The following is a 24755-nucleotide window of genomic DNA, read 5'->3' on the forward strand; positions in this document are numbered from 1 at the left end:
TTGGGTCGGTGCGGCAGGTGGCGCAGCTCCTCGGGGTACTCGGCCTCAAAAAAACCGCGCACTTCCTTGCGGAACTCCGCATCGCTCATTGCGTTCCAGTCGGTCATTGTGCGGCCCCCTCTTCTTCGCGCGCGTCGAACCAGGCCCGGCGGTGATAGGCGTCGTCGCCCAGCCAGGCCGACAGCACCAGCGCCCGGTTCATGTAAAGCCCGATATCGAACTCGTCGGTGTAGCCGACTGCCCCGTGCAGCTGGATGGCGTCGCGGGTGACTTTCCTTGCGGCGGTGACGGCCCGCGCCTTGGCCCGGCTGGCCAGCCTTGACCGGGTATTTGCGTCTGTTTCACCGTCCATCCGCGCCAGAACTTCGCGCACTCCGGCCTGGGCGACCTCGCACATCACGTTAAGATCGACGGCACGGTGCTGGATGACCTGGAACGACCCGATCGGCTTGTCGAACTGCTCGCGCGTCTTGATGTAGTCGAGGGTAATCTCGAAGGCGCGTTGGCACAGGCCGACAAGCTCTGCCGCGGCAAGCGCCGTGGCATCGGCCACAGCCTCGGCCAGAGCATTCCGAACCGCGGCGCCGCTGGCCAGTTCCTCGGCCGGGGTTGCCGAGAACGAAAGCTCGCCCAGGGAACTGCCGTCGGCCTGCGCCCGCGTGTTCGTGACAAGCCCGGCCGCACCGACCTCGGCCAGAACCAGGACCGGGCCATCGTCACCTTCGGCCACAACAAGGAAACCCTGCGATCCCGCCGCGCCGACCACCCAGGCCTTGCCACCTGTCAGCTTGCCCTCCGCGTATCGGCAGGTCGCTTGGGCGGGCGCGCCGCCCGGGCCACGTTCCTGCCAGGCAACCGCCAGCGAAGCCTCGCCGCCGATGAGCTGGGCCAACTTCGGATGGTCCGGGCAAAGGCGGTGCAGAAGCCCGAGACCCAGACCGATCGTCGCCACCACCGGTTCCGGTGCGATTACGCGGCCGGCTTCCTCGGCGATGACGCCGCCGGCGGCGAGGCCCATGCCAAGCCCCCCCTGGTCTTCGGGCACCGCCACGCCGAAAACACCGGCTTCGGCCAGTTCCCGGATCATATCCGGGTCAAATTCGCCCCCGGCATCGCGGAGTTTTCGCGCCCGTCCACTTCCGCCCGCTCGGTCAAACAGCGTGCGCGCGCTTTCACGCAGCAGGCGAAGGTCTTCTTCTTGTTCGCTGGATTGCATGTCAGTCTGTGTCATTTTGTTTTCGCTGGATCATCACGGGGGTATCGGTTGAAAAAACCACCTCGCCGATCGGATTCTTGGCGCTGAGCGTATAGTGCAAGACACCCCTGTCGGGCTTGCTTTTGGACGGCGTCACCGAGTTGACCGTCATCTCAACATCAAGGGGTTCATCCGGGCGCACGGGCCGCAACCAGCGCAGATTGTCAAAGCCCAGACCGCCGATATTGGCAACATCGACCATCATCTCGGCCATGACCGGCCTGAACACCTCTAGCATCGTCTGAAACCCCGAGGCGATCAGGCTGCCATGGATGCTGGTCGCATAATCTTCGTCGATGTGCAGCCGCTGCGGGTCCCATTCCGTGGCGAATGCCTTTATTGAATCCGCGCTCAACGGGGCGGTTCGGAAGCGATAGACCTGGCCCGGCGAGAAATCCTCCAGATACCTCAAGAGGAACCCTCCTTCGCGAATCCGGCATCGTACCCGTTCGCATCCCTGGAAATCCGAATGCGGTTGAACTCTTCCAGTTTCGGGTAGGTTGCGCTGAAGGCGTTCAGGAACTCCTCAATCGGCGCATCGAAATAGAGCCCCCGGTCGTTCACATATTCCATGTGGCGCTGGTCCTGTTCGTCGAATTCATGAAACAGGGCGTCGTGATAGCCGTCAAAGACCAGAGGCTTGACCCCGAACCTTTCGCACAGATCCATGTTGAAGGCAGGCGTGACCTTGTAAGGCTCTCCATCCAGCCACAACTGAACGTAGCCGTGATAGATGAAAAGATCGGTGCCCATCAGCTCCTGCAGCTTGGGTGTGTTCAGGTGGTTGCGCACATCCGCAAACCCCAATGCGGCGGGAATGCCGACGGCACGCAGACAGGCGGCAAGCAAGATCGCCTTGGGAACGCAAAAAGCCGCCTCTGCCCCGGCAATATGGCTTGCACGGTAGGAGTCTTCATCCAGCGCGAATGTGTATGGATCATACCGGATGTCATCGCGGACCGCTTCGAACAGGCGGATCGCCTTGTCCCGCTTGGACGCATCCGGCGAGAGATCGCGCAAGGCCGTTGTCACAAACCCCTGCACTTCCAGGCTGTCGCTTTCGACATAATGCGATGGCATGACATAGCGTTCGGCTTCTGTCGGCAGGTCGTCATTGGGCTTGACCATCGTGCATCTCCGTTTTTCTAACACCTGTTAGAATAGTGAGTCTCAACCAGCGCGTCAACCGGGTTTACTCTGTCTCAGGCTCGTCCAGCCCGTAACGCGCGTTGTCTTCGCCAAGGACGGCCGCACGCCCCGCCGAACTCGCCGGAGCGCGGAATGCCGGCGCGATTGGCAGCGGCAATGCGGGCGCCTCCTGTCCGGATATGTTCAGGGTCCGTCCGAATGCGCCGCGCGCGGTGAAATGCGCCTCGGTCGACGCCTCTGCGGGCGTTTTCACGACGGAACAACAACAATCGGCCGCCGCCAGCAAAGGCCCCCAATGGGTCGAGGGTTGCTCGCCCAAAAGGCGCGCGACTTCGGCGGCGCTGGCATCGGGGTCGGACCAGTCATCGCGAAGATCCTGCGGCAGGCCAATAACATCGCAGAACGATTGCCAGAACTTTTCTTCCAACGCACCAACCGCAATCTGGCGCCCATCCGCAGCGGTATAGAGCCGATAACGGGCCAGCCCGCCGGTCAAACGGCCAGAGGCGTTTTCGATCTCTTGCCCCGCGATCACACCTTCCGCATGCGCCCAATAAGCAAAGGCAAACGCCCCTTCGGACATGGCGATATCCAGATGCGTCCCCTTTCCGCTCTGTTGCCGCGCCATCAGCGCCAGCAGGATGTTGACGACCGCTGGATAGGTGCCGCCCCCGATGTCGGCGATCAGACCGTATGGCATAGTCGGCTGTTCGTCCGGGCCCCGGCTCAGTGACAGGATACCCGCATCGCCCACGTAGTTGAGGTCATGACCGGCGGCGCTGGCCTTCGGTCCGGTCTGTCCGTAACCGGTAATCGAGCAGTAGATGAGGCCCGGATTGATCTCGCGGACGGTGTCGTATCCCAGCCCGAGCCTGTCCATCACACCGGGGCGAAACTGCTCTACCAGAACATCGGCCTTTTCAAGCAAAGGACGCAGAACTTCTATTGCGCCCTTTGACTTGAGGTCGATCGCCACCGACCGCTTGCCGTGATTCAGAACGGAGAAGCCAATGCTCTCACCGTCAATTTTCGGCGCGGTCAGGCGGGCGTCCTCGCCCGTGCCCGGGCGCTCGAACTTGATCACCTCGGCCCCAGCCTCTGACAGTATGAGCGTGGCCATCGGACCGGGAAGAAGGGTGCTGAAATCCAGCACCAGGATATCCTTGAGCGGTTGAGCCATCTTCACTACCTCAGGCGAAGCGTGCCGCGCCGTTGTTCAGAACCACCACATCGCGGGTCGGGATCGACGCGCGGAACCGGGCCTCGCCGTTCTCTTCCCAAATTTCGAACCGCACGGTTTCGCCGGGATAGACCGGTGCCGAGAACCGGACATCCAGACCGACAAGCCGGGCGGCATCATAGTCGAGCAGCGTCTTGAGGATCGCCCGCGCCGCCAGCCCATAGGTCGCCAGACCATGCAGGATCGGGCGATCGAACCCGACCGAGCGGGCGACATCCGGATCGGCATGAAGCGGGTTATAGTCACCGCTGAGACGATAAATCAGCGCCTGGCGCGGCAGGGTGTCGATGTCGCAGACATGATCGGGCGCGCGATCAGGCAGCGCCGCCGGAGCCGGGCCGGGCCTGTTGTCGCCGCCAAAGCCGCCATCGCCGCGGCAGAAGGCCGACATCGCCACGCGCGCCAACTTGTCGCCGGTGTCCGCGTCGACGATATCGCGGCTCTGGTAGATGACGGCGCCCTTGCCCTCGCCCTTGTCCGAGATGAAGTCGATCTTGCTGCGGCCGACAATCCGGCCATGGGTCGGCAGCGGCTTGTAGATATCTAGCCACTGTTCGCCGTGCAGCACTTTCTGCCAGTTCACGCCCGTCTTGGGATCGCGCAGCCAGAAGCCCGGATACCCCATGACGACAGCCATCGAGGGAACGGCCTTGAGCCCGTCCTCATAGACATAGGCCAGTTCCTTTTTGTCGGCCGGATCTTCGCCGAACCCAAGGCCGAGCGCATAAAGGATTGTATCCCGCTCGGTCAGCGTCTGTTCGACTTCCTCAAAATCCCAGTTCGATAGTGCATCGAAATCCAATGGCATTTACTTTCCTCCCTTAGTTGCCGTCAGAGCGTGTTTTGCGACCCCAGAATGGCCGTGACCTGGCTGGACAGCACACCGCCGTTGCCATGCGCCAGCGCCAGGTCGATATCGTTCAACTGAATGCCCGGCGCGTCGCCCCGAATCTGACGCGCGGCCTCGATCACGGTAAAGATGCCGTACATGCCGGGGTGCACACAGGACAGGCCCCCGCCGTTGGTGTTCACCGGCAAGGCCCCGCCCGGCGCGATACGCCCGTCCCCGACAAAGGCCCCGCCCTCGCCCTTGGCGCAAAAGCCGAGATCTTCCAGAAACAGGATCGTGTTGATGGTAAACGCATCGTAAAGCTCGACCGCCTGAATGTCCGAAGACGACACGCCCGCCGCGGCAAAGGCGCGTACGCCGGATTCGCGGGCGGCCGTCACGGTGAAATCCTTCATCTGCGAGATTTGCCGGTGCGAGCTTTCCGCCGCGCTGCCCAGGACGTAAACTGGCGCCTTGGGGAAGTCGCGTGCGCGCTCGGCGCGCACCATTACGATCGCCCCGCCGCCATCGGTGACCAGACAGCAATCGCGCACAGTCAGCGGATCACCCACCATGCGCGCGCCCAGCACGTCCTCGCGGCTGAGCGGGCCGCGCTCGAACGCCTCGGGGTTGGCCTGCGCCCAGGCTCGCGCGGCCACCGCCACATCGGCCAGATTTTCACGGGTGGTGCCATATTCATGCATGTGCCGTGCCGCCGCCATCGCATAGGCGGAAATCGGATAGCGCGGATTATATGGCGCCTCATAGGCGGGCGGACGCGAGGCCGTCACCAGCCTGCCCGACGCCGTGCGCTGGTTGGAGCCATAAACGATCAGCGCCACGTCACACAAACCTGCCTCCAGCGCCATGGTGGCGGAGGTCAGGTAATTCACGAAGGACGATCCGCCCGTCATGGTGCCGTCGATGAACCGGGGCTGAATACCCAGATATTCAGCCGCCATCAGCGCCGGCATGCTGTCTTCCATCATGGTGCAGAACAGACCATCCACATCTGACAGCTTCAGCCCCGCATCGCCAAGTGCCGCAAGCGCGGATTGCGCCATGACATCATAGGCGGTCAGCCCATGCGCCTCGCCAAACCCTGCGTGGCCGGTGCCCACAATGGCGGATTTTCCCCGAAGTTCAGTGGTCATGGCTTATCCCTCCGACGGCTTGAAAAGTACGGCGGGGGCGCCCTCGGCCTCGCCCACGAAAGCGGTCACGGCCATGTCGATGGTGACATCACCCGGGGCGATGCCCTCGACCCGGCTCATCATCCGGACACCTTCCTCCAGCTCGACCATGCAAATATTATAGTCGCCGCCGCGCTCGGGTTTGCGGCGCACGACCGTGGTGGTATGAACCCGGCCCTTGCCGCTGGCCTGCGACCACGAAATCGCGGTGCCATGGCAATGCGGGCACAGGATTCTGGGAAAGAAGTGATAGGCCCCGCAATCATCGCATCTGGGCAGCACGATCTCTCCCATTGCCAGCGCGTTCTGGAATATCTGGTCTGGTCCTGTGGCATCCGGCACCGGCGTTCTCCTCAAAATGTCTCAGTCACTGGTCAAGCGTGTTGCCAATATTTCTAACATTTGTTAGATTTAGTCAAGCGCCCAGGATCATCTGCGAGAAACTCATGTCAGGTTCAGACTTAACCCCCCTTTCCGGCAAGCTCGTCGTCACGCTCGAACAGGCGGTGGCGGCACCCTTTTGCTCTTCGCGGCTGGCCGATGCCGGCGCGCGTGTGATTAAAATCGAACGCAAGGGCACGGGGGATTTCGCGCGCGCCTACGATACCGCCGCCAATGGCGAAAGCGCCTATTTCACATGGCTGAACCGGGGAAAAGAATCGGTCGCGCTGGATATCAAGGCGGACGAGGACCGGGAAGTCTTGCTCAGGATGCTCAAAAACGCGGATGTGTTTATTCAGAACCTGCTGCCGGGCGCGCTGGCCAAGCTCGGGCTCGACTCCGCGACCCTGCGAGAAAGGTTCCCGCGCCTGGTGACCTGCGACATCACCGGATACGGCGAAGACGGCCCGATGCGCAATGCCAAGGCCTACGACCTTCTGGTGCAATGCGAAAGCGGTCTGGCATCGGTGACGGGCACGCCAGACGGACCGGGGCGGGTTGGCGTGTCGGTCTGTGACATCGCAACCGGCATGGCAGCCCATGCCGGGATCTGCGAAGCGCTCGTCGGGCGCGACCGCACCGGCAGGGGCAGCGGCGTTTCGGTGGCCATGTTCGACGTGATGGCCGACTGGATGTCGGTTCCGCTGCTCTATCACGATTACCTTGGCAAGGAGACGCCACGTGTCGGGCTGAACCACACGGTTATCTGCCCCTACGGGGCCTACCCGTGCAAGGACGGTGAGCTGGTCGTCGTTGCCGTGCAGCACAGCGGCGAATGGCAGCGGTTTTGCGAACACATACTGGGCGACGCAACACTGGCATCGGACCCGCGATTTCATGACAACACATCGCGCCTGAACAACAAGCCCGCGCTGGAGGCGCTGATCAAGGCGGAGTTCGCCGCGCATGAGCGTGCCGGAATGCTGAAACGGCTCGATGCTGCGGGCATTGCCTCCGGTGCCGTGAACGACGTGGCGACCCTGTCCGCGCACCCGCAGCTTGACAGGTCCGCCATTGCCACGCCCTCTGGCGAAATCAATGTCCCGACGCCCCCGATCCGGCGCAGCGGCGGTGAGGCGACGCTTGGCCCCTGCCCTGCCTTTGATGCGGAAGGCAAAGCTCTGCGCGCCGAATTCGGGCCGCGTTCATAACAAAGGTTACGGAAATTAATGACCGCAGCAAAAAAGCCCGCGATCCTTGACGGCGTGAAGGTCGTCGATCTGACTTCGGTGGTCTTCGGACCTTTGGCCACGCAAATGCTGGGCGATCTGGGGGCCGATGTGATCAAGGTCGAAGGCCCTGAGGGCGATCTTCTTCGCCAGGTCCAGCCCTCCCGCAGCAAGCTGATGGGCGCGGCCTTCCTGGGCACCAACCGCAACAAGCGCAGTGTTGTGCTCGACCTGAAAACGCAAACCGGCCGCGACCGGCTGCGCAAGCTTCTCTCGGATGCCGATGTGATGATTTCAAGCATCCGGCCCGCCGCACTTGCGCGCCTTTCGCTTGATCCCGAAACCCTGCGTCACGAGAACCCAAAGCTGATCACGGTCTCGGCCACCGGCTTCGGGCAGGACGGACCCTATGCCGCCAAGCCCGCCTTTGACGATTCCGTCCAGTCGGTTTCGGGTCTGGCCGGCCTAGCAACATTGCGTGACCCCGAGGCTCCGCCCGCCTATGCCCCGACGATCCTCGCCGACAAGCTCGGCGGCGTGACAGCTGCCTACGCCGTCATGGCGGCCCTTTTCCACCGCGAGCGCACGGGCGAAGCCCAGCATGTCGAGGTTCCGATGTTCGAAACGCTGGCCTCCTTTCTGATGGTCGAGCATCTGGACGGCGCCACTTTCGAAGAAACCCCGCGGGATTTCGGCTATGCAAGGATGCTGGTTCCGCACAGGCGCCCGGTTCAGACGGCGGACGGCTACATCACGATTCTGCCCTACACCAACGTCCAGTGGGCGCGGTTCTTCATGGCGGTCGGGCGCGACGACATGATTGACCACATCTGGGTCACCGACATGGATGCGCGCAGCCGCAACATCGGCGCGGTATACGATATGGTGGCGCAGATTGCCCTGACCCGGACAACGGATGACTGGCTTGCCCTGATGGAGCAGGCCGACATCCCCGCCATGCCAGTGAACAACCTGTCGGATTTGCCCAGCGACCCCCATCTTGCCGCGACCGGGTTCTTTCAGCAGATCGATCACCCGAGCGAAGGCGCCATCTGGACAACACGCCCGCCGATCCGGTTCTCGGCAACACCGGCGCGGCATGACCACCGCCCTGCCCCCGGACTGGGAGAGCACGACGAAGAGATCTTCGGACCGGGCGGGGAATAACCCCACCCGGCACCGGGTCGATCACACATCCATCGAACGTGCGATCAGTTCCTTCATGATCTCGTTCGTGCCGCCATAGATCATCTGAACACGGCTGTCGGCATAAAGCCGCGCGATCGGATATTCCATCATGAAGCCATAGCCGCCATGCAGTTGCAGACATTCATGCATGACCTCGTTCTGCGTCTGGCTGCCCCACCACTTTGCCATCGAGGCCGTGGCCGCATCAAGCTCGCCCGCTTCCAGCCGTGCGATCCCGTCATTGACGAAACTGCGCAGCAATTCGGCCTTGGTCTTGCATTCCGCCAGCTTGAACCTTGTGTTCTGGAAATCCATGATCCGGCTGCCGAACGCCTTGCGGTCCTGCACGTATTTCACGGTTTCGGCGATGGCAAAGTCGATGAAGCCTAGCGCGGTGATGCCGATCATCAGCCGCTCCCATGGCAGTTGCTTCATCAGCTGATAAAACCCCTGCCCCTCTTCCGGGCCGAGCAGGTTCGCCGTCGGCACGCGCACGTCCTCGAAGAACAGCTCCGCCGTGTCCGACCCCTTCATGCCCAGTTTCTTCAGGTTGCGCCCCCGGCGAAAGCCCTCGGCATCTTCGGTTTCCAGAACGATCAGCGAAACACCCTTGGCGCCGGCGCCCCGGTCGGTTTTTGCCACGACGATCACCAGATCGGCGGTGTGCCCATTGGTAATGAAGTTCTTCGACCCGTTGATCCTGTAATGGTTGCCGTCCTTCTCCGCATGGGTCTGGACGTTCTGAAGGTCAGAGCCGGTTCCCGGCTCGGTCATCGCGATGGCCGCGACACGGTCGCCGCTGACCAGCTTCGGCAGCCACTTTTTCTTCTGCTCTTCGCTGCCATAGGCGTCGATGTAATGGATCACGATGGACTGGATGCCATAGCCCCACCCCATGTCTCCGGTACGCCCTTGTTCGTAAACGGTAATCGCATCGAACCCGATACCGCCGCCGAACCCGCCATAGTCTTCGGCGATCGAGCCCCCCATGATGCCCTGCTGTCCGGCGGACTTCCAGAACTCGCGGTCCACGATCCCCTGCTCGGCCCATTTTTCGATATTCGGGGCCATTTCGGCATCAAAAAGCTTGCGCGTGCTATCCGCAAATATCTTGTGTTCATCCGCCGCCCAACCAGGCGAGTTCTTGATCAGAGACATGTTTCTTACCTATCGAGCCAAGCTTTCATTTGGAGGAATCTAACGAGCGTTCCGTTTCTTGACAACGATCCTGAGCAGCTGATGACGAAGCGTCACCGGCTCTTGCACCACGCGTCTCCGGGTGGTTCCGTTGGGCCCGCCTTCCACTCGCCACACGCAAAAAAAGGCCCGCCGGTCTGGCGGGCCTTTCCGTGAAGCACCGTGTGCCGCGCCTCAGAGCTTCTCGACGAACTCGGGGACGGCGGTGAAAAGATCCGCGACCAGTCCGTAGTCGGCGACCTGGAAGATCGGGGCCTCCTCGTCCTTGTTGATCGCGACGATGACCTTGCTGTCCTTCATGCCTGCCAGGTGCTGGATCGCGCCGGAGATGCCGACGGCGATGTAGAGCTCGGGCGCGACAACCTTGCCGGTCTGGCCGACCTGCCAGTCGTTCGGGGCATAGCCCGAGTCGACGGCTGCACGGGACGCGCCAACGGCGGCGCCCAGCTTGTCGGCGAGGCCCTCGATGATCGCGAAGTCGTCCTTGGAGCCGACACCGCGGCCACCGGAGACAACCACCTTGGCGGAGGTCAGTTCCGGGCGGTCCGACTCGGCCATCGCGTCCTCGACCCATTCCGAAAGGCCCGGATCCTCGGCCGTGGCCGCATCCGCGACAGAAGCGGAGCCGCCGTCACCGGCCGCGTCGAAGGTGGAGGTCCGGAAGGTGATAACCTTCTTTTCATCCTTCGACTTTACAGTCTGGATGGCGTTGCCGGCGTAGATCGGGCGCTCGAAGGTATCGGCGTCGACCACTCCGGTCACGTCGGTCAGGATCATGCTGTCCAGCAGGGCAGCAACACGCGGCATGATGTTCTTCGCATCCGTCGTGGCGGGGGCCACGATGTGCGAATAATCCCTCGCGAGGGAAACGATCAGCGCCGACACAGGCTCCGCCAGGCGGTGACCGTAAAGCGCATCCTCGGCGACCAGAACCGATGCGACGCCGTCGATCTTGGCGGCAGTGTCGCCTGCGGCCTTGGCGGAGGCGCCAACGGCCAGGACGGTCACATCGCCCAGAGCCTTGGAGGCAGAGACAGCCTTGGCGGTGGCGTCCAGCGCCAGTTCGCCGTTGTTGACTTCGGCAAGCAGAAGAACGGCCATTACATAATCCCCTTCTCTTTGAGTTTCGCCACGAGGGTATCCACATCGGGCACCATCTCACCGGCTTTGCGCGCTTCGGGCTCGGAGGTCTTCACGATCTCCAGTCGCGGCGAAACGTCGACGCCGTAGTCGTCGGCCGATTTCTCATCCAGCGGCTTTTTCTTCGCCTTCATGATATTGGGCAGCGAGGCATAGCGCGGTTCGTTCAGACGCAGGTCGGCGGTGACGATGGCGGGCATCTTGACCTTGATGGTCTGCAGACCGCCGTCGACTTCACGCTTCACGACGGCGCTGTCGCCGTCGATGTCCAGCTCGTTGGCAAAGGTTGCCTGGGACCAGCCGAGCAGGGCCGCCAGCATCTGGCCGGTGGCGTTCATGTCGTTGTCGATCGCCTGTTTGCCCGCGATGACGAGGCCCGGGGCCTCCTCGTCGATGACACCCTTGAGGATCTTGGCGACGGCCAGCGGTTCGATGTCGGTGTGCACGTCATCGGCGGCGACAACCAGGATGGCGCGGTCTGCACCCATGGCGAGCGCGGTCCGCAGGGTTTCCTGCGCCTGCTTCACACCGATGGAGACGACGACCACCTCTTCGGCGTTCCCGGCCTCCTTCAGGCGGATGGCCTCTTCGACGGCGATTTCGTCGAACGGGTTCATCGACATCTTAACGTTAGCGAGATCGACACCGTTGCCATCCGCCTTGACGCGGACCTTCACGTTGTAGTCGATCACGCGTTTCACAGGCACGAGTACCTTCATTGGCGTGGATCTCCTTGATTTTCTGGTTTGGTTTCGACCGGTTCAGCGGTCTTGGAATTCCGGCTTTCGTTTTTCCGAGAACGCTTTCATGGCCTCCGGAAAGTCGTGCGCGCACAACAGGACGCTTTGGCAATCACGCTCGATGTCCAGTGCCTCAAGATAACTGCATTCCGCGGCGGCGCGCATCACACGCTTGGCGGTCTGAACACCGAACATCGGATGCTGGGTAATCTCGCGCGCGATTTCCAGCGCGCGGGTCTCGACCTGGTCGGCCGGAACGCAGTCTTCGACGATGCGCAGTTCCTGGGCGGTCCGCCCGTCGATCTCGCGCCCGGTAAGAACAAGCATCCGCGCCACACCCGCGCCGGCACGTTGCTGCAAAAGCCAGCTCGACCCGGTGTCGGGACAGCCGCCAACGCGGGCAAAGACCTCGCACAGCCGGGCATCTTCTGCCGCCACGACAATATCCGCCGACAGGGCCAGGCTGAGGCCCGCACCGAAGGCGACGCCGCACACGGCGGAAATCAGCGGTTTGCGAAACAGATAGGCCGCGCGCCCGCCATCGTGGACCTTGTCCACCATTTCCGATGTCGCGCGCGCGCCTTTGGCGATCTCAGTTTGAAACCCGACGAGATCGCCGCCGCTGCTGAAATGGTCGCCACCGGTCATGACAACGGCACGGATCGTATCGTCGCGTTCCGCTTTGCGCAGGTGGGTCACCAGTTCATCGACGAAGGCGATGCTGTAGGGGTTGCGCTTTGCTGGCTGAAGAAAGCGCAGGACGCCGATGGGGCCTTCCCTGTCCAATCGCATCAAGTCGCTCATGGTATGTCTCCTTCAGGTTCCGGTCCAGACCGGCCTGCGCTTTTCGGCAAAGGCCTTGGGGCCTTCAATGGCATCATTGCTGGCATAGACCACCTCGTGCAGGCGCTTGCCTTCCTCAAGGCCACCCGCACAGCCCAGATCCATGGTTGCGCGAACGCTGCCTTTCGCCGCAATCACCGAAAGCGGCGCCGCGCTGGCGATGCGTCTGGCCAGTTCGAGCGCGCGTGAGCGAACGGCATCGGGCGTCTCTTCGAGGTAGTTGGTGAACCCGTAATCGTGCAAACGTTCGATCGGCATCAGGTCGCCGGTCAGAACAATTTCCATCAAGATGGGCTGCGGCAACATCGACAGCGCCGGCGACGCCCAAGGCGATCCACGACCGATCTTCACCTCGGTGATGCCGACCTTGGTCCCCTTGAGACCGACCCGGAGATCGCAATTCAGCGTCAGCATCATGCCACCCGCCATCAGCGACCCCGTCATCGCCGCGATGATCGGCTTCTTGCAGGCGCGCATGGTCTCGTGAAACGGATCACGCATCTTGGACAGGATATCGACACCCTCGTCGCGTTTGATCTGCGTGGCTTCCTTCAGATCCAGCCCCGCGCTGAAAACCCCGCAATCGGCAGAGGTTAGAATTGCCACGCGCACGTTGTCATCCGCTTCGATCTGTTCCCAGGCATCGGTCAACCCGTTTGTCGCGGCCACGGAAAGCGCATTCTTGCGCTCGGGCCGGTTGATTGAGACGGTCGCGATACCGTCCGCGATGTTCACGTCAATGGGGCTCATGATGCCTGCCTCGTATTCTTTGGATAAACTTGGGGCGAAGCTTCCCCGCGACAGGTTTGCCGCGGGGAAGTTCATGCTTGTTCGGCCGACTTATTCGGTGGTGAACGTCGCCGAGCTGTGCTTGATGACTTCCCACACAACGTCGAGATAATCGGCGCTCCAGTCGGTCAGCGGAACCCAGGTTTCGCCATTCCATTGTTCGACGCGCGTCTTGCCGCCGCCACCGTGGTCTTTGTCGGTCACTGTAACCGGAGCCATCAGGCCATTGGCGTCGAAGTTCTCGATCGATTCATAGGCCGCCTTCATGCTCTCCGGCGTGATCGGCCAGCCGTTTTCGGAAATTGCGATACGTGCAGCCTCAAAACCGGCCGAGTAAATCGCCATGCCAGTGTTGTAGTAAACGTCACGGACCAGTTCTTCGGGCCCGCTGCCCTTGCCATTGGCATAGTAGGTGTCCAGCATCGTCTTCACGATCGGAACTTCCTGACCACCGGCCACGTTGGTTCCGCGCAGGATGCCCTTCGCCTCTTGTGCGCCGATGTTGGCGATATCCACTTCGTTCAGCCAGTTTACCGACAGATAACGATCAATCGGGAAACGGTTGCGGCGCATTTCTTTCGAAGCGACGACATGCCCGCCCGCCAGAAGCCAGCTGATCACATAGTCTGGCTTGTCACGGCGGATATTGCTCCAGGCACCGGCCTGATCCGACCCGGGAAGCGGCACGGGATAAAGCTCAAGTTCAAACCCTTCCTTATCGGAAAGTGTTTTCAGGATCTCGATCGGTTCCTGACCGAAGGGGTAATCCAGATAGATAAAGCCAATCTTCGCGTTGGACAGATCACCGTCCATCTGGCCCTTGATGAAGGCAACGTCATTTGCCGCCTGCTGCCAGTACGTCGGACCGACCGGGAAAACCCATTCGAACACTTCGCCATCCACGGCATCGCCGCGGCCAACGAAGGATTGCATCAGAACGTTGCCGTCTTTCATCGCACGCGGCAAAACAGCGTTCGTGACCGGGGTGGACAGGAAATTGAAGATGAAGACACCGTCGCGCTTGAGTTGCTCATAACATTCAACGCCACGCTGGGGTTCGTTGCCGTGATCGCGCACGATTATTTCCACCGGATGCCCTTCGATGCCACCGTTGTCGTTGGTGTACATCGCCAGATCCTGCGCGGCCTGGGCCACTTGTGGCGAGATGAAGGTATACGATTTACTGAGGTCGAAGCACAGCCCGAACCGGATCGGTTCCTTGTCTTGCGCGGACGCAAGCGTCCCACCTGTTGCCAACGCTGCGGCAAGAGCCACAGTCTTGAGTTGCTTTGTAAGGTTCACCATGTTTTCCTCCCATGGATGATGGTCTACCGGCTTGATTCTGTTCCGGGCGCGCCGCAGCCGTTCACGGCAGTTGCCCATCTTTCGGTCGCTTTTTATTGTTCGTATTTCGAAGAGCTTTCCTTCACCACTTCCCATACGACATCGGTGTATTCCGCGATCCAGTCGGTTTGCGGCACCCAGGCCTCGCCATCCCACATCTCGATACGCGTTTTGCCGCCACCGCCATGATCGTCGGCGGTCACCGTGATCGGTGCCATCAGCCCGTTCGCGTCATAGCCGTCAAGCGCTTCCAGCCCCGCCTTGTAAGACTTCGCGGTGATCGGAAGACCTTCGTTTTCGACCGCTTTGCGCGCGGCCTCAAACATGATCGAATACATGGCCAGTCCGGTGTTGTAGAAAACGTCCTGCGTCTTCTCCAGCGGGCCGGAACCTTGTCCCTTATCATAGAGCTCGGTCATGATTTCCTGGTACAGGGCAACATTCTGTCCACCCACGACATTGGTGCCGCGCTTGATACCGATGGCTGCTTCGTTGCCGATATTGGCAATGTCCACCTCGTTCAGCCAGTTGACCGATATGTACTTCTCCATCGGGATGCCATTTCTCTTCATCTCTTTCGAGGCGACCACATGCGCGCCTCCCAGCATCCAGACGATCACGTGGTCAGGCTTTTCGCGGCGCACCTTGGACCACACACCGGCCTGATCATTGCCCGGAAGCGGCACGGGATAGAGTTGAAGCTCGAAACCCTCTTTTTCGGACAAGGTTTCCAGGATCTCGATAGGCTCCTGCCCGAACGGGTAATCGAAATAGACAAAGCCCACCTTCACATCCGACATATCGCCGTCATGCAATTGCTTGATATAGGCAACGTCGTTGGCGGCCTGCCCCCAGTAAGTCGGTCCAATCGGATAGACCCAGTCAAACACCGTGCCGTCCACGGCATCGCCGCGGCCCACGAGCGACTGCATCAGAATGTTCCCATCTTCCATAGCCCGCGGCAGCACTGCTAGGGACACAGGCGTGGACAGCGTGTCAAAGACAAAGACGCCCTCGCGGCTGAGCTTGGAGTAGCACTCGATCCCGCGCTGCGGCTCGTTGCCGTGGTCGCGCACGATGACTTCGACCGGCTCGCCGCCAATCCCGCCCTTCATGTTGATCAGCTTCGCCAGATCCTGCGCCGCCTGGGCCACTTGTGGTGTGGCAAAGGTATAGGCCTTGCTGAGGTCGTAGCAGACGCCGACCTTGAATGGTTCGGTCTGGCCCTGCGTTCCGGCTGCCATGCCGGTCATCAGCGATATGGCGGCTAACGCCTTTGTAAGTGTCTTCATCATGTCCTCCCTGAACAGTCTTGGTTAAAACCTCAACTCAGCCAGCGTTTGCGGCGGCTGTAGTGTTTGACATTGTGAAAATCGGTGGCCTCCCCGCCGCCGAGATAAAACTCCTGAATATCGGAGTTGGATTTGAGCGCCTCGGCCGTGCCGTGCATGACAACGCGGCCGTTTTCGATCAGATAGCCTTCGGAAACGATCTCCAGTGCGGCCAGGGCATTCTGTTCCACCAGCAAAACGGACATGCCCGCCTCCTGATTGATCTTTTGCAGGATGCCAAAGATCTCTTCGACCAGGAACGGGGCAAGGCCAAGACTTGGTTCATCCAGCATCAGTAGTTTCGGCTGGGTCACCAGGGCTCTGCCGATGGCGAGCATCTGTTGCTCGCCACCCGACAAATAGCCTGCTTGCGAATTGCGGCGCTCGGCAAGCCGTGGGAAATAGGCGTAGATTTTCTCCTTTTCCGCATTCAGCGCCGACCGGGACATGCCGCGTGGCGCGGCGGCGGTCAGGTTCTCGTCCGGCGTCAGATGTTCAAAGACCCGTCGCCCTTCGATGACGTGACAGATGCCCATCTCGACGCGCTTCTGGGCAAGCATCTCGGTGATGTCCGTTCCCTGGAACATCACTTCGCCCCGGCTGATACGTCCGCGCTCGGCCTTCAGTAGACCGCTGATCGCTTTCAGCGTGGTGCTTTTCCCCGCGCCGTTCGAGCCCAGCAGCGCGATCATCGCGCCCGTTGGCACCTGGACTGAAACACCTTTGATCGCCAGCATTACATTGTCATACAGCACCTCGACACTGTTCATGGACAGGATGGGCTGGGCCTCAGCTTTTTCTTGCATCGACATTTCCCTCATTTCTTGAACTGATCGAAGGGCCAGACCATCAGGTAGTCCCTGATGTTGCCGTAGAGTTTCCCCAGACCAAGCGGTTCGATCAGAAGGATAACGACGATCAGCGCGCCATAGACCGCGTTCGGGATATGGGCGAGCGTTTCGATGTTCACTTGCATGCCCAGCCCTTCGCTTATCGAAACGACAAGACCGTTCACAAGCCCGGGAACCAGCAGGATCAGGGCAACACCGAAATAGGATCCGATGATGCTGCCAAGCCCGCCAACGATCACCATCGCAAGAACCTGGATCGAAACGGCAACCGAGAACTGCTCTGGCGCGGCAAGAAAGAAGAAGGTGGCAACAAGCAACGCACCGCTGACGCCGGCGATAAACGACGATGTCGCGAAGGCCAGGATCTTGTAGTAGAAGCTGTTCACACCCAGGATCGCGGCGGCAAAATCCTTTTCCCGCACGGCGACCAGGGCACGTCCAAGCCCGGAGCGCTTGAGGTTGAGCATGAAGATCGTGACCAACACACACCATCCAAAAGCGACATAGTAATACCCGGTATCCGACGTGATGTCCTGCCCGAGCAGCGCAAGTGTCGGCGATTGCAGCGATGCGTGCGAGCCCCCTGAGATCATTGGCGAATGGGTCAGAACCCAATCCATCACAAACTGCATCGCAAGAGTCGTGAGGGCGAGGTAGAGACCCTTGACCCGCAATGCGGCAAAGGCGAACAGGCTGCCAATCACGGATGACATCAGCCCGCCGATGATCAGGGCAAATTCCCACGGCACCCCAAATCGAGCGGCGTGGATCGCCGAGTACGCCCCGACCGCCATCACCGCGGCATAGCCCAGGTGCAGCTGCCCAGCCCAACCTGTCACCAGGTTCAGCCCGAGTGCGGCTGCCGTCCAGATCAGCCACGGGAGCATGTAACCGTTCAGGTAGAGCGAAGGTATGATGAATGGCGCAGCAAGGCCCAACAGGAGGATGAACGCGGCCAGGTTCCGGTCGGCAGGGACCTTGAAGATACGGCTGTCCGAGACATAGTTCGCGTGATGGACGCCGGAAAGTCTGTAAAACATGCCTTACACCCTTTCGATGTCGTGACGGCCGAACAGACCGTGCGGGCGGATCATCACCGTAAGAATGAGCACGGCGGCGACGATAAGCTCGCGGCTCCCGCCTCCGACCAGCGGATCGAGGAAATCGGCGCCGACGTTTTCGACCACGCCCAGAATGATGCCCGCGACCACGGCGCCAAGGATGGAATCGAGACCGCCAAGAACGGCCACCGTCAGCCCTTTGAGCAGCAACAGCGACAGCGCCTGATCGACACCCTGGATTTCGCCCCAGATCACACCTGCCGCCACGGCCACCACAGACGCCAGCGCCCAGGATAGCCCGACACCGCGCTCGACCGAGACACCAACCGACCACGACGCCATGTAATCATCCGCGATCGCCCGCAGCTTGATCCCGGTGCGGGTCCGGAAGAACAGCATGAACGCGACGAACAGAGCCAGCGCGACGCCTGCACCGACAAGATGGATGCGGCTAACGAAGATGTCGCCCAGGAACAGCGGCTCATAGCTGACGCCCAGTTCCATCGAACGCGACGTCCCGCCCCAGATTGCAAGCGTTGTGCCCCGCAGGAAAATATCGAGGCCAAGTGTCAGCATCAGGATCATGACGACCGGGCGTCCGGCAAGACGCCGCAGCGCCACCCGCTCGATGCCAAAACCCAGGCCGAACATGATGACCGCAGCCAGCGGAATGGCCAGCCACAAAGGCAGACCCGCATCGTACGACAGGGCAAGAACCACGTAGGCCCCCACCATCGTCAGCCCGCCCTGCGCCAGATTGGGCACCGAGGACGCCTTGTAGATCAGCACAAGTCCAATGGCGAACAGCGAATACAACAGGCCCGTCAGGGCCCCGTTGATCGCAAGCTCGGCTAGAAATATCCAGTCCATTTATACCTCCCTGACGGGAAGGATTCTTTCAACCTTCCCTACTTCCCCGGTCTCGTAAGTCACCTGCGCGCTTACATGGACCTCTTTTGAACCGTCGTAGAGTGCCGCGATCACGTCAGCGTAGCGTTCCTGAACGACCTTGCGCCGCAGTTTTCGGGTTCGCGTGATCTCGCCATCGTCGGGGTCGAACTCTTTCGGCAGACTGACAAAGCGCTTCAGGCGCAATGGTTTGGTGACGGCCTTGTTGACCCGCTCAAACGCCTCGCCCAGCAATGCCGCGACCTCTTCGCGCTGCGACAGATCGGCATAAGACACATAAGGCACGCCATTCACCTCGGCCCAGTGCCCCACAGCCTCGAAATCCACACAGACCATCGCCGTCAATTCATCAAGGCCCGCGCCGATCACCGCCGCGTCCTTGATATACGGGCTGAATTTCAGCCGGTTCTCGATGTAGTTTGGCACATAACGTTCACCGCCAGCCGTATGCATGACCTCGGAGACACGGCCCAAAACGACGAGGTGGCCGTCATCCTCCAGATAACCGGCATCGCCCGTATGCAGCCAGCCGTCCGCAAGGGCCTCGGCGGTCGCTTCGGGCTTGTTGAAGTAGCCTTCAAACACGCTGTCCGAACGCACCAGGATCTCGCCGTCCTCGGCGATGCTCAGCTCGACACCCGGCGCGGGTTTGCCAACGGTATGCAGCCGCACCTCGCCCGGTGCCTGGATCGCATTGATCGCGCTGTTTTCGGTCTGACCGTAGAGCTGGCGCAGCTTGATCCCCAGGGCGCGGTAGAACACAAACGTGTCTTCACCGATCGCTTCGCCGCCGGTGAAGGCGTTCTTCAGACGGCTCATGCCGAACTGGTCTTTGATCGGACCGAACACGATCGCCTCGCCCAGCAAGCGGCCCAAAGGCTCCAGTGCGCCGCCGCTCTTGCCATTCAGCTTGGCCGTCTCGGCCGCAACGGCCCGGTCCATGAAGAAATGGTACAGCCATTTCTTGAGAGGGGTCGAATTTTCGATGCCGACCTGGATTGTCGTCAGCATCTGGTCCCAGCTTCTTGGCGCCGCCAGATAGAAGGTCGGCGCAATCTCACGCATGTCGCGGATCACCGTTTCCTGCCGCTCGGGCACGTTCACTGTGAACCTCAGCAGCAACGCCGCCGCGACGGTAATGGCGTAATCCCCCACCCAGGCCATGGGCAGATAGGCAAGCACATCCTCGTTTTTGTCAAAGGCCCCCGCCGCATGGCCGTTGCGGGCCGCGGCAAGCACGTTTTTTTGGCTTAGAACGATCCCTTTGGGCGCGCCCGTGGTGCCGGACGAATGCATGAAGATCGCCGGATCGCCAGGCTTTGCCCGCTGCAAAAGCGCGTCACGCAACCCCGGTGCTTCGTTCAGGTCGTGCAGACCAACCTCGATCAGGTGATCCCAGGACATCAGGCCTTCGACCTCATAGAACCCAAGGCCGCGCGTTTCATCATAGATGATGTGGTCGATGCCTTTCGCGCCGGCGTCCTTCAGTTCAAGGATCTTGTCGACCTGTTCCTGATCCTCGGCGATGGCCGCGACAATCTCGACTTCGCCGAGAAAGTGCTGGAGTTCCGCAAGCGTCGCGCCCGCATAGGCAGGCATTGCATAGGCCCCCAGCAATGAGACGGCCAGCATCCCGCCATACAGACGTGCCCGGTTGTCGCCCAGAATAAGCACGGCTTTGCCCGGCTCTACACCGATCTTCTCCAGCCCGGCGGCACAGGCAAGCACCTCTTCGGCATACTCCGCCCAGGTGGTTTCCTTCCAGATCCCGCGTTCCTTTTCACGAAGCGCGATTTCGCTTCCGTGGCGCGACGCGTTATGCGCCAGCAAGGCACCGATCGTATCGCCGTCCGAAGACTGGTTCTTCGTAAAATCAGTCATGCGACCCTCCGATATATGCCTCGACGACCCGCGGGTCCTTTACGACTTCTTTCGGAATGCCGCTGGCGATCATTTCGCCATAGTTCAGGGCCAGCATCCGGTCACAAATGCCGGTAATGACATCCATATGGTGCTCGATCAGCAGGACGCTGACGCCCCGTTCGGCACGGGCATCCAGAATGAAGCGGGACATATACCCCTTCTCTTCCTGGTTCATGCCTGCCATCGGCTCATCCAGAATCAGCATTTCCGGTTCTGCCACCAATGCCCGCGCCAGCTCGACCCGTTTTTTCAACCCGATCGGAAGACCATCGACCAACTCATGCCGGATGCTCTCGAGTTGTAGAAACTCGATCACCTCTTCGACGATCTTGCGGTTCTCGATCTCTTCGCGCTGTGCGGCCCACCAATAAAGCGCGGTGCGCAAGACGCCCGGCTTCATGTGGATGTGCCGCCCGAGCAGAATGTTGTCCAGCACGCTCATCCCGTTGAACAGGGCAAGGTTCTGGAACGTCCGGGCAACCCCGAGTTTGGCAACCTTATGAGGCGCCGTGCCCGTGATGTCCTCCCCCCCCAGCCGGACAGTGCCAACATTTGGTGGGTAAAACCCGGTGATTGCGTTGGTCAGTGTTGTCTTGCCACTGCCATTCGGGCCGACAAGTCCGAAAATTTCGCCCTGGCGAATAGTAAGATCCACACCGGTGACAGCGACGATGCCGCCAAACCGGCGTTCGATCCCGCTGCATTCCAGTATCGTCCCGTCACCGGCACCAATTGCTGTTTTGCTCTTCGTCGTCATTTAAGTCCCATTGTCCCCACTTAGGTTCATGGCTTTCATCAGGAAATCCGGAAGTAGTCCGGTCGCCCCGTTGGCCATGGATCCCCCCACAATTGTTGCCCGCCGTCGATGTTCAGAACTTCGCCGGTTACAAATTTTCCTGAATTGGCCGCCATATAGACAACGCCTTCTGCGACATCCCATTCATCTCCGGCATGCCGCATCGGATTGGAGTCCTGAAAGGTCGCAGAGCCCTCGGCTGGGTAGTTCCCGAAACCGTTGCTTTCGCAGCACCCCGGTGCCACGCAGTTCACGCGGATATCATGCGGTGCCCATTCTACCGCCACCGACTTGGACAGGTAAATCACCCCTGCGCGGGCCGCACAGGTATGCGCGATCCCGGGCATGCCGCGCCAGATATCGGCCACGATGTTCACGATGGAGCCCGGCTGCTTGTTCTCGACCCAGTGGCGCGCCATGGCTTGCATCATCCACCAGGTGCCGTTGAGGTTGGTGTCAATGACCGCGTTCCAGCCGTTCGGGCTGAAGTCCAGCGCCGCCTGGGGGAACTGGCCCCCGGCATTGTTCACCAGCACGTCGATCGAGCCGAATTCCTGATTTGTCCCGGCGATAAACTCCCCAACCTGTTCGGGGTCGCGGATGGTCATCGGCATCGCGAAGACCTTCGCGCCCAGGCTTTCGAGGAATGCCTTGGCCGAAGCCAGCTTTTCCTCGTTGCGTCCATTGATCGCCAAGTTGGCACCCAGTTTGGCGAACAGGGCCGCAATTGCCAGCCCCAAACCGCCACCTGCTCCGGTGACAACGACGGTTTTGCCTGCGAACAGGTCGCCAGCATATACAGTCGAGCGTGTTGCGAGGTCTTCTTTCGAAGACCCGAACTGCGTCTCACTCATGACGCCTCCTCCCATTCCCCATTCAGGGCAGTTGATGCAAATCTAACGCGTGTTAGAAAAATATCAAGAAAACATTTCGCAGGTGTTACCGCCCGTCCCCTCCGTTCAGTAAGACTTTGGAAGCCCAAGAGCTTTTTCTGCTATGAACGACAAAAGCATCTGTGGCGTCACCGGTACTATTCGGAACAGCAGCGCCTCGCGCACCAGCCGCTCCACATGATATTCCTTGGCGTATCCGAATCCGCCAAACGTCATCTGCGCGACTTCGGTCGCTTCGACCGCGGCGTCTGCCGCCAATAGCTTGGCCGCGTTCGCCTCGACTCCGCAGGGCTCTCCGGCGTCGTAAAGGGCGGCGGCGTGCATCACCATGAGGTTGGCGGCCTCCACCTGCGCCCACGCCTTGGCCAGCGGATGCTGAACGCCCTGATTCTGGCCGATTGGCCGGTCGAAAACCACCCGTTCCCTGGCATATTGCACCGCGCGCGCCAGAGCGTTGCGGGCGATGCCGATGCACTCGCCGGCCACAAGGATGCGCTCAGGGTTCAGCCCGTGCAGAATCTGCCGAAAGCCCTTGCCCTCTTCTCCGATCAGGTCTTCAGCAGGTATCGGCAGCCCGTCGATGAAGACCTCGTTCGAATCGACCGCCTTGCGCCCCATCTTCTCGATCTCTCGAACATCAACGAAATCGCGGTTGAGATCGGTATAGAACAGACTCAGACCATCGGTCGGGCTGGTCACATCCTCAAGACGCGTTGTTCTCGCCAGAAGCAGCATCTTGTCCGCCACCTGCGCTGTTGAAATCCAGACCTTCTGCCCATGCACGACATACCTGTCCCCCTGCTGCACCGCCATCGTCTTCAACTTGGTGGTGTCCAGCCCGGTTGTTGGCTCGGTCACGGCGAAACAGGCCTTTTCATCACCCGCGATTAGGGGGGGCAACATGCGCGCGCGCTGTTCATCAGTCCCGAACTTCACCACCGGGTTGAGCCCGAAAATGTTCATGTGGATGGTCGAGGCCCCGCTCGCGCCAGCCCCGGACTCGGCAATCGCCTGCATCATGATCGTCGCTTCAGTGATCCCCAGGTCGGCGCCGCCGACCGCTTCAGGCATGGCGATGCCAAGCCAACCGCCATCGGCCATTGCCCTGTGCAAATCATGCGGAAAACCACCGTTGCGATCCCGGTCCAGCCAGTAGTCATCGTCGAATTGTGCACAAATCCGCAGAATATGGTCCCGGATTTCCTGTTGGTCGGTGGTCATTCTAAATGTCATGGCGTCCCCTTGCCTTCCAGTCTCACGAGTCCTGCCTCACAAAGGTCAGAGATCTGCTCATCATCGAGGCCAAGATCGTTTAGAATACTTCGGCTGTCTGCGCCGGGCGATCTTCCCAGCCAGCGAAGTTCACCGGGCGTCGCGCTTAGATGCGGGATCGGACCGATGACTTGGGTCTGCTCGCCGTCGACCGATACGATGTTCCCGCGATGGCGTATCTGCTCATTGGTCGTGATCTCCTCGACGCTAAACACCCGAGAGGCAACCGCATCATGTCGGGCGAATACAGCCGTAACTTCTTCAGCGGTGTGCTGCGTGACGAAATCATTGATCGCGTCAAAGACCACCGCCATGTGCTGCGACATCTCGCCGAGTGTCTCGAACCGCGGGTCATCGGCCAAAGAGTCCCCTCCGACCGCCCGCAACAGGCGTTGCGCTGTTTCCGCGCTACCTGCCGAGACGGTCAGCCAAACCCCATCAGACGTGCGGAACATGCCCCCCGGCGCAAAGTCCATCGGCTGGCGCAGCCCGTTGCGCCGCGGCGAAAGGTTAGCACCCGTCAACGCGGGAACAGGATAGTCCATCAATCGAAGCAGCGCTTCGAATACCGCCAGATCGACAACCTGACCCCGTGCTATCCCCTTTTCGCGGGCGAACAGCGCAATCATGATTCCCAATGCGCCCATCAGACCTGTCGTGCTGTCGGCCGCCGGAAATCCGGGGTGCATCGGCGGCCCGTCGGGGAAACCAGTCAGATAGGCCAGACCGCTCATAGCCTCAGCCGCGCGCCCGAAAGCCGGCACGTCGCGCATCGGGCCATCCTGACCGTAACCCGATACACGCAGAATAACCAGATCCGGGTTCCATTCATGCAGGGTTTCAGGCCCGACACCCGCACGTTCAAGCACGCCTGGCCGGAAATTTTCAACAAGTACGTCGGCGCTTTCAACCAGTCTGCGCAGGATGTCCCGGCCTTCGCCCGACTTCCAGTCTAGGCTCAGAATTTTTTTGTTGCGGCCCAGAGTTTTCCACCAAACGCCAACCCCGTCCCCGGCCCTTGGTCCGAGATCGCGCATCATGTCCGTCCGGTTGGGTGCCTCAATCTTGATGACGTCTGCCCCAAAATCAGAAAGCAGCGAGGTCGAGAGTGGTCCAGCAATAACATGACCGAGCTCGATGATTTTCAGCTGATGAAGTGGGGAGGTCATATGGTCTCTTCGCTAATAATCTAACATCCGTTA

24 protein-coding genes are annotated in these 24755 nt (G+C 60.8%); 2 read left to right on the top strand and 22 right to left on the bottom strand.

Annotated elements, in window-relative coordinates; all coding sequences use genetic code 11:
• Window positions 1-103: 103 nt before the first annotated feature.
• From J7416_RS18425 to J7416_RS18455, 7 genes are all read right to left on the bottom strand, one after another.
• A complete protein-coding gene (locus J7416_RS18425; protein ID WP_244867371.1) occupies window positions 104-1231 on the bottom strand; it encodes an acyl-CoA dehydrogenase family protein in 1128 nt (375 codons plus the stop codon).
• The gene (locus tag J7416_RS18430; protein ID WP_209226916.1) at window positions 1218-1667 is read right to left on the bottom strand and encodes a MaoC family dehydratase; all 450 of its coding nucleotides are present in this window, start codon (window positions 1665-1667) and stop codon (window positions 1218-1220) included. Before J7416_RS18430 ends, J7416_RS18425 begins: the two co-directional genes overlap by 14 nt.
• Entirely contained in the window at window positions 1664-2383 is a 720-nt protein-coding gene (locus tag J7416_RS18435; RefSeq protein ID WP_209226917.1) for a transglutaminase family protein, read from the bottom strand. Before J7416_RS18435 ends, J7416_RS18430 begins: the two co-directional genes overlap by 4 nt.
• Before the next feature lie 64 nt (window positions 2384-2447).
• Window positions 2448-3584 (bottom strand): CaiB/BaiF CoA-transferase family protein, encoded by a 1137-nt coding sequence (locus tag J7416_RS18440; protein ID WP_209226919.1) that lies wholly within the window; start codon window positions 3582-3584, stop codon window positions 2448-2450.
• Between the two features lie 10 nt (window positions 3585-3594).
• Window positions 3595-4452 carry a MaoC/PaaZ C-terminal domain-containing protein gene (locus J7416_RS18445; RefSeq protein WP_193371876.1) on the bottom strand — a complete coding sequence of 286 codons (858 nt, stop codon included), beginning with the start codon at window positions 4450-4452 and terminating at the stop codon, window positions 3595-3597.
• 23 nt (window positions 4453-4475) lie between these two features.
• On the bottom strand, window positions 4476-5627 hold the full coding sequence (locus J7416_RS18450) for an acetyl-CoA acetyltransferase (protein ID WP_209226920.1): 1152 nt from the start codon (window positions 5625-5627) through the stop codon (window positions 4476-4478).
• A gap of 3 nt (window positions 5628-5630) precedes the next feature.
• Complete coding sequence (locus J7416_RS18455; protein ID WP_040608770.1) at window positions 5631-6008, bottom strand: OB-fold domain-containing protein; 378 nt, start codon at window positions 6006-6008, stop codon at window positions 5631-5633.
• 104 nt (window positions 6009-6112) lie between these two features.
• Here J7416_RS18455 and J7416_RS18460 point away from each other — a divergent pair, with 104 nt between their 5' ends.
• A complete protein-coding gene (locus J7416_RS18460; protein ID WP_209226921.1) occupies window positions 6113-7258 on the top strand; it encodes a CaiB/BaiF CoA-transferase family protein in 1146 nt (381 codons plus the stop codon).
• Between the two features lie 18 nt (window positions 7259-7276).
• Window positions 7277-8443: a CoA transferase gene (locus J7416_RS18465; RefSeq protein ID WP_009803595.1), complete on the top strand. Its 1167-nt coding sequence runs from the start codon at window positions 7277-7279 to the stop codon at window positions 8441-8443.
• Between the two features lie 21 nt (window positions 8444-8464).
• Here J7416_RS18465 and J7416_RS18470 read toward each other — a convergent pair whose 3' ends face one another.
• From J7416_RS18470 to J7416_RS18540, 15 genes are all read right to left on the bottom strand, one after another.
• The gene (locus J7416_RS18470) at window positions 8465-9622 is read right to left on the bottom strand and encodes an acyl-CoA dehydrogenase family protein (protein ID WP_009803596.1); all 1158 of its coding nucleotides are present in this window, start codon (window positions 9620-9622) and stop codon (window positions 8465-8467) included.
• 213 nt (window positions 9623-9835) lie between these two features.
• Entirely contained in the window at window positions 9836-10762 is a 927-nt protein-coding gene (locus J7416_RS18475; protein ID WP_009803597.1) for an FAD-binding protein, read from the bottom strand.
• Window positions 10762-11520: an electron transfer flavoprotein subunit beta/FixA family protein gene (locus J7416_RS18480; RefSeq protein ID WP_009803598.1), complete on the bottom strand. Its 759-nt coding sequence runs from the start codon at window positions 11518-11520 to the stop codon at window positions 10762-10764. Before J7416_RS18480 ends, J7416_RS18475 begins: the two co-directional genes overlap by 1 nt.
• 42 nt (window positions 11521-11562) lie before the next feature.
• On the bottom strand, window positions 11563-12345 hold the full coding sequence (locus tag J7416_RS18485; RefSeq protein WP_009803599.1) for an enoyl-CoA hydratase-related protein: 783 nt from the start codon (window positions 12343-12345) through the stop codon (window positions 11563-11565).
• Between the two features lie 12 nt (window positions 12346-12357).
• A complete protein-coding gene (locus J7416_RS18490) occupies window positions 12358-13134 on the bottom strand; it encodes an enoyl-CoA hydratase-related protein (protein ID WP_009803600.1) in 777 nt (258 codons plus the stop codon).
• 90 nt (window positions 13135-13224) lie between these two features.
• Window positions 13225-14475: an ABC transporter substrate-binding protein gene (locus J7416_RS18495; protein WP_209227040.1), complete on the bottom strand. Its 1251-nt coding sequence runs from the start codon at window positions 14473-14475 to the stop codon at window positions 13225-13227.
• Between the two features lie 95 nt (window positions 14476-14570).
• Window positions 14571-15809 carry an ABC transporter substrate-binding protein gene (locus J7416_RS18500; protein ID WP_342344582.1) on the bottom strand — a complete coding sequence of 413 codons (1239 nt, stop codon included), beginning with the start codon at window positions 15807-15809 and terminating at the stop codon, window positions 14571-14573.
• A gap of 32 nt (window positions 15810-15841) precedes the next feature.
• Window positions 15842-16654, bottom strand: coding sequence for an ABC transporter ATP-binding protein (locus tag J7416_RS18505; RefSeq protein WP_209226923.1), 813 nt, complete (start codon window positions 16652-16654; stop codon window positions 15842-15844).
• An 11-nt stretch (window positions 16655-16665) separates the two neighbouring features.
• On the bottom strand, window positions 16666-17739 hold the full coding sequence (locus J7416_RS18510) for a branched-chain amino acid ABC transporter permease (RefSeq protein ID WP_209226925.1): 1074 nt from the start codon (window positions 17737-17739) through the stop codon (window positions 16666-16668).
• Between the two features lie 3 nt (window positions 17740-17742).
• The gene (locus tag J7416_RS18515; RefSeq protein ID WP_009803605.1) at window positions 17743-18630 is read right to left on the bottom strand and encodes a branched-chain amino acid ABC transporter permease; all 888 of its coding nucleotides are present in this window, start codon (window positions 18628-18630) and stop codon (window positions 17743-17745) included.
• On the bottom strand, window positions 18631-20550 hold the full coding sequence (locus J7416_RS18520; protein ID WP_209226926.1) for an AMP-binding protein: 1920 nt from the start codon (window positions 20548-20550) through the stop codon (window positions 18631-18633).
• Window positions 20543-21349, bottom strand: coding sequence for an ABC transporter ATP-binding protein (locus J7416_RS18525; protein WP_209226927.1), 807 nt, complete (start codon window positions 21347-21349; stop codon window positions 20543-20545). The genes J7416_RS18520 and J7416_RS18525 overlap by 8 nt, the downstream gene beginning before the upstream one ends.
• Window positions 21350-21387: 38 nt before the next feature.
• A complete protein-coding gene (locus J7416_RS18530; RefSeq protein ID WP_209226930.1) occupies window positions 21388-22242 on the bottom strand; it encodes an SDR family oxidoreductase in 855 nt (284 codons plus the stop codon).
• Window positions 22243-22347: 105 nt separating this feature from the next.
• Window positions 22348-23514: an acyl-CoA dehydrogenase family protein gene (locus J7416_RS18535; protein WP_209226932.1), complete on the bottom strand. Its 1167-nt coding sequence runs from the start codon at window positions 23512-23514 to the stop codon at window positions 22348-22350.
• On the bottom strand, window positions 23511-24722 hold the full coding sequence (locus J7416_RS18540; protein ID WP_209226933.1) for a CoA transferase: 1212 nt from the start codon (window positions 24720-24722) through the stop codon (window positions 23511-23513). The genes J7416_RS18535 and J7416_RS18540 overlap by 4 nt, the downstream gene beginning before the upstream one ends.
• Window positions 24723-24755: the final 33 nt, after the last annotated feature.

The sequence above is a fragment of the Ruegeria sp. R14_0 genome (genome assembly GCF_017743975.1).
Classification (GTDB): domain Bacteria; phylum Pseudomonadota; class Alphaproteobacteria; order Rhodobacterales; family Rhodobacteraceae; genus Ruegeria.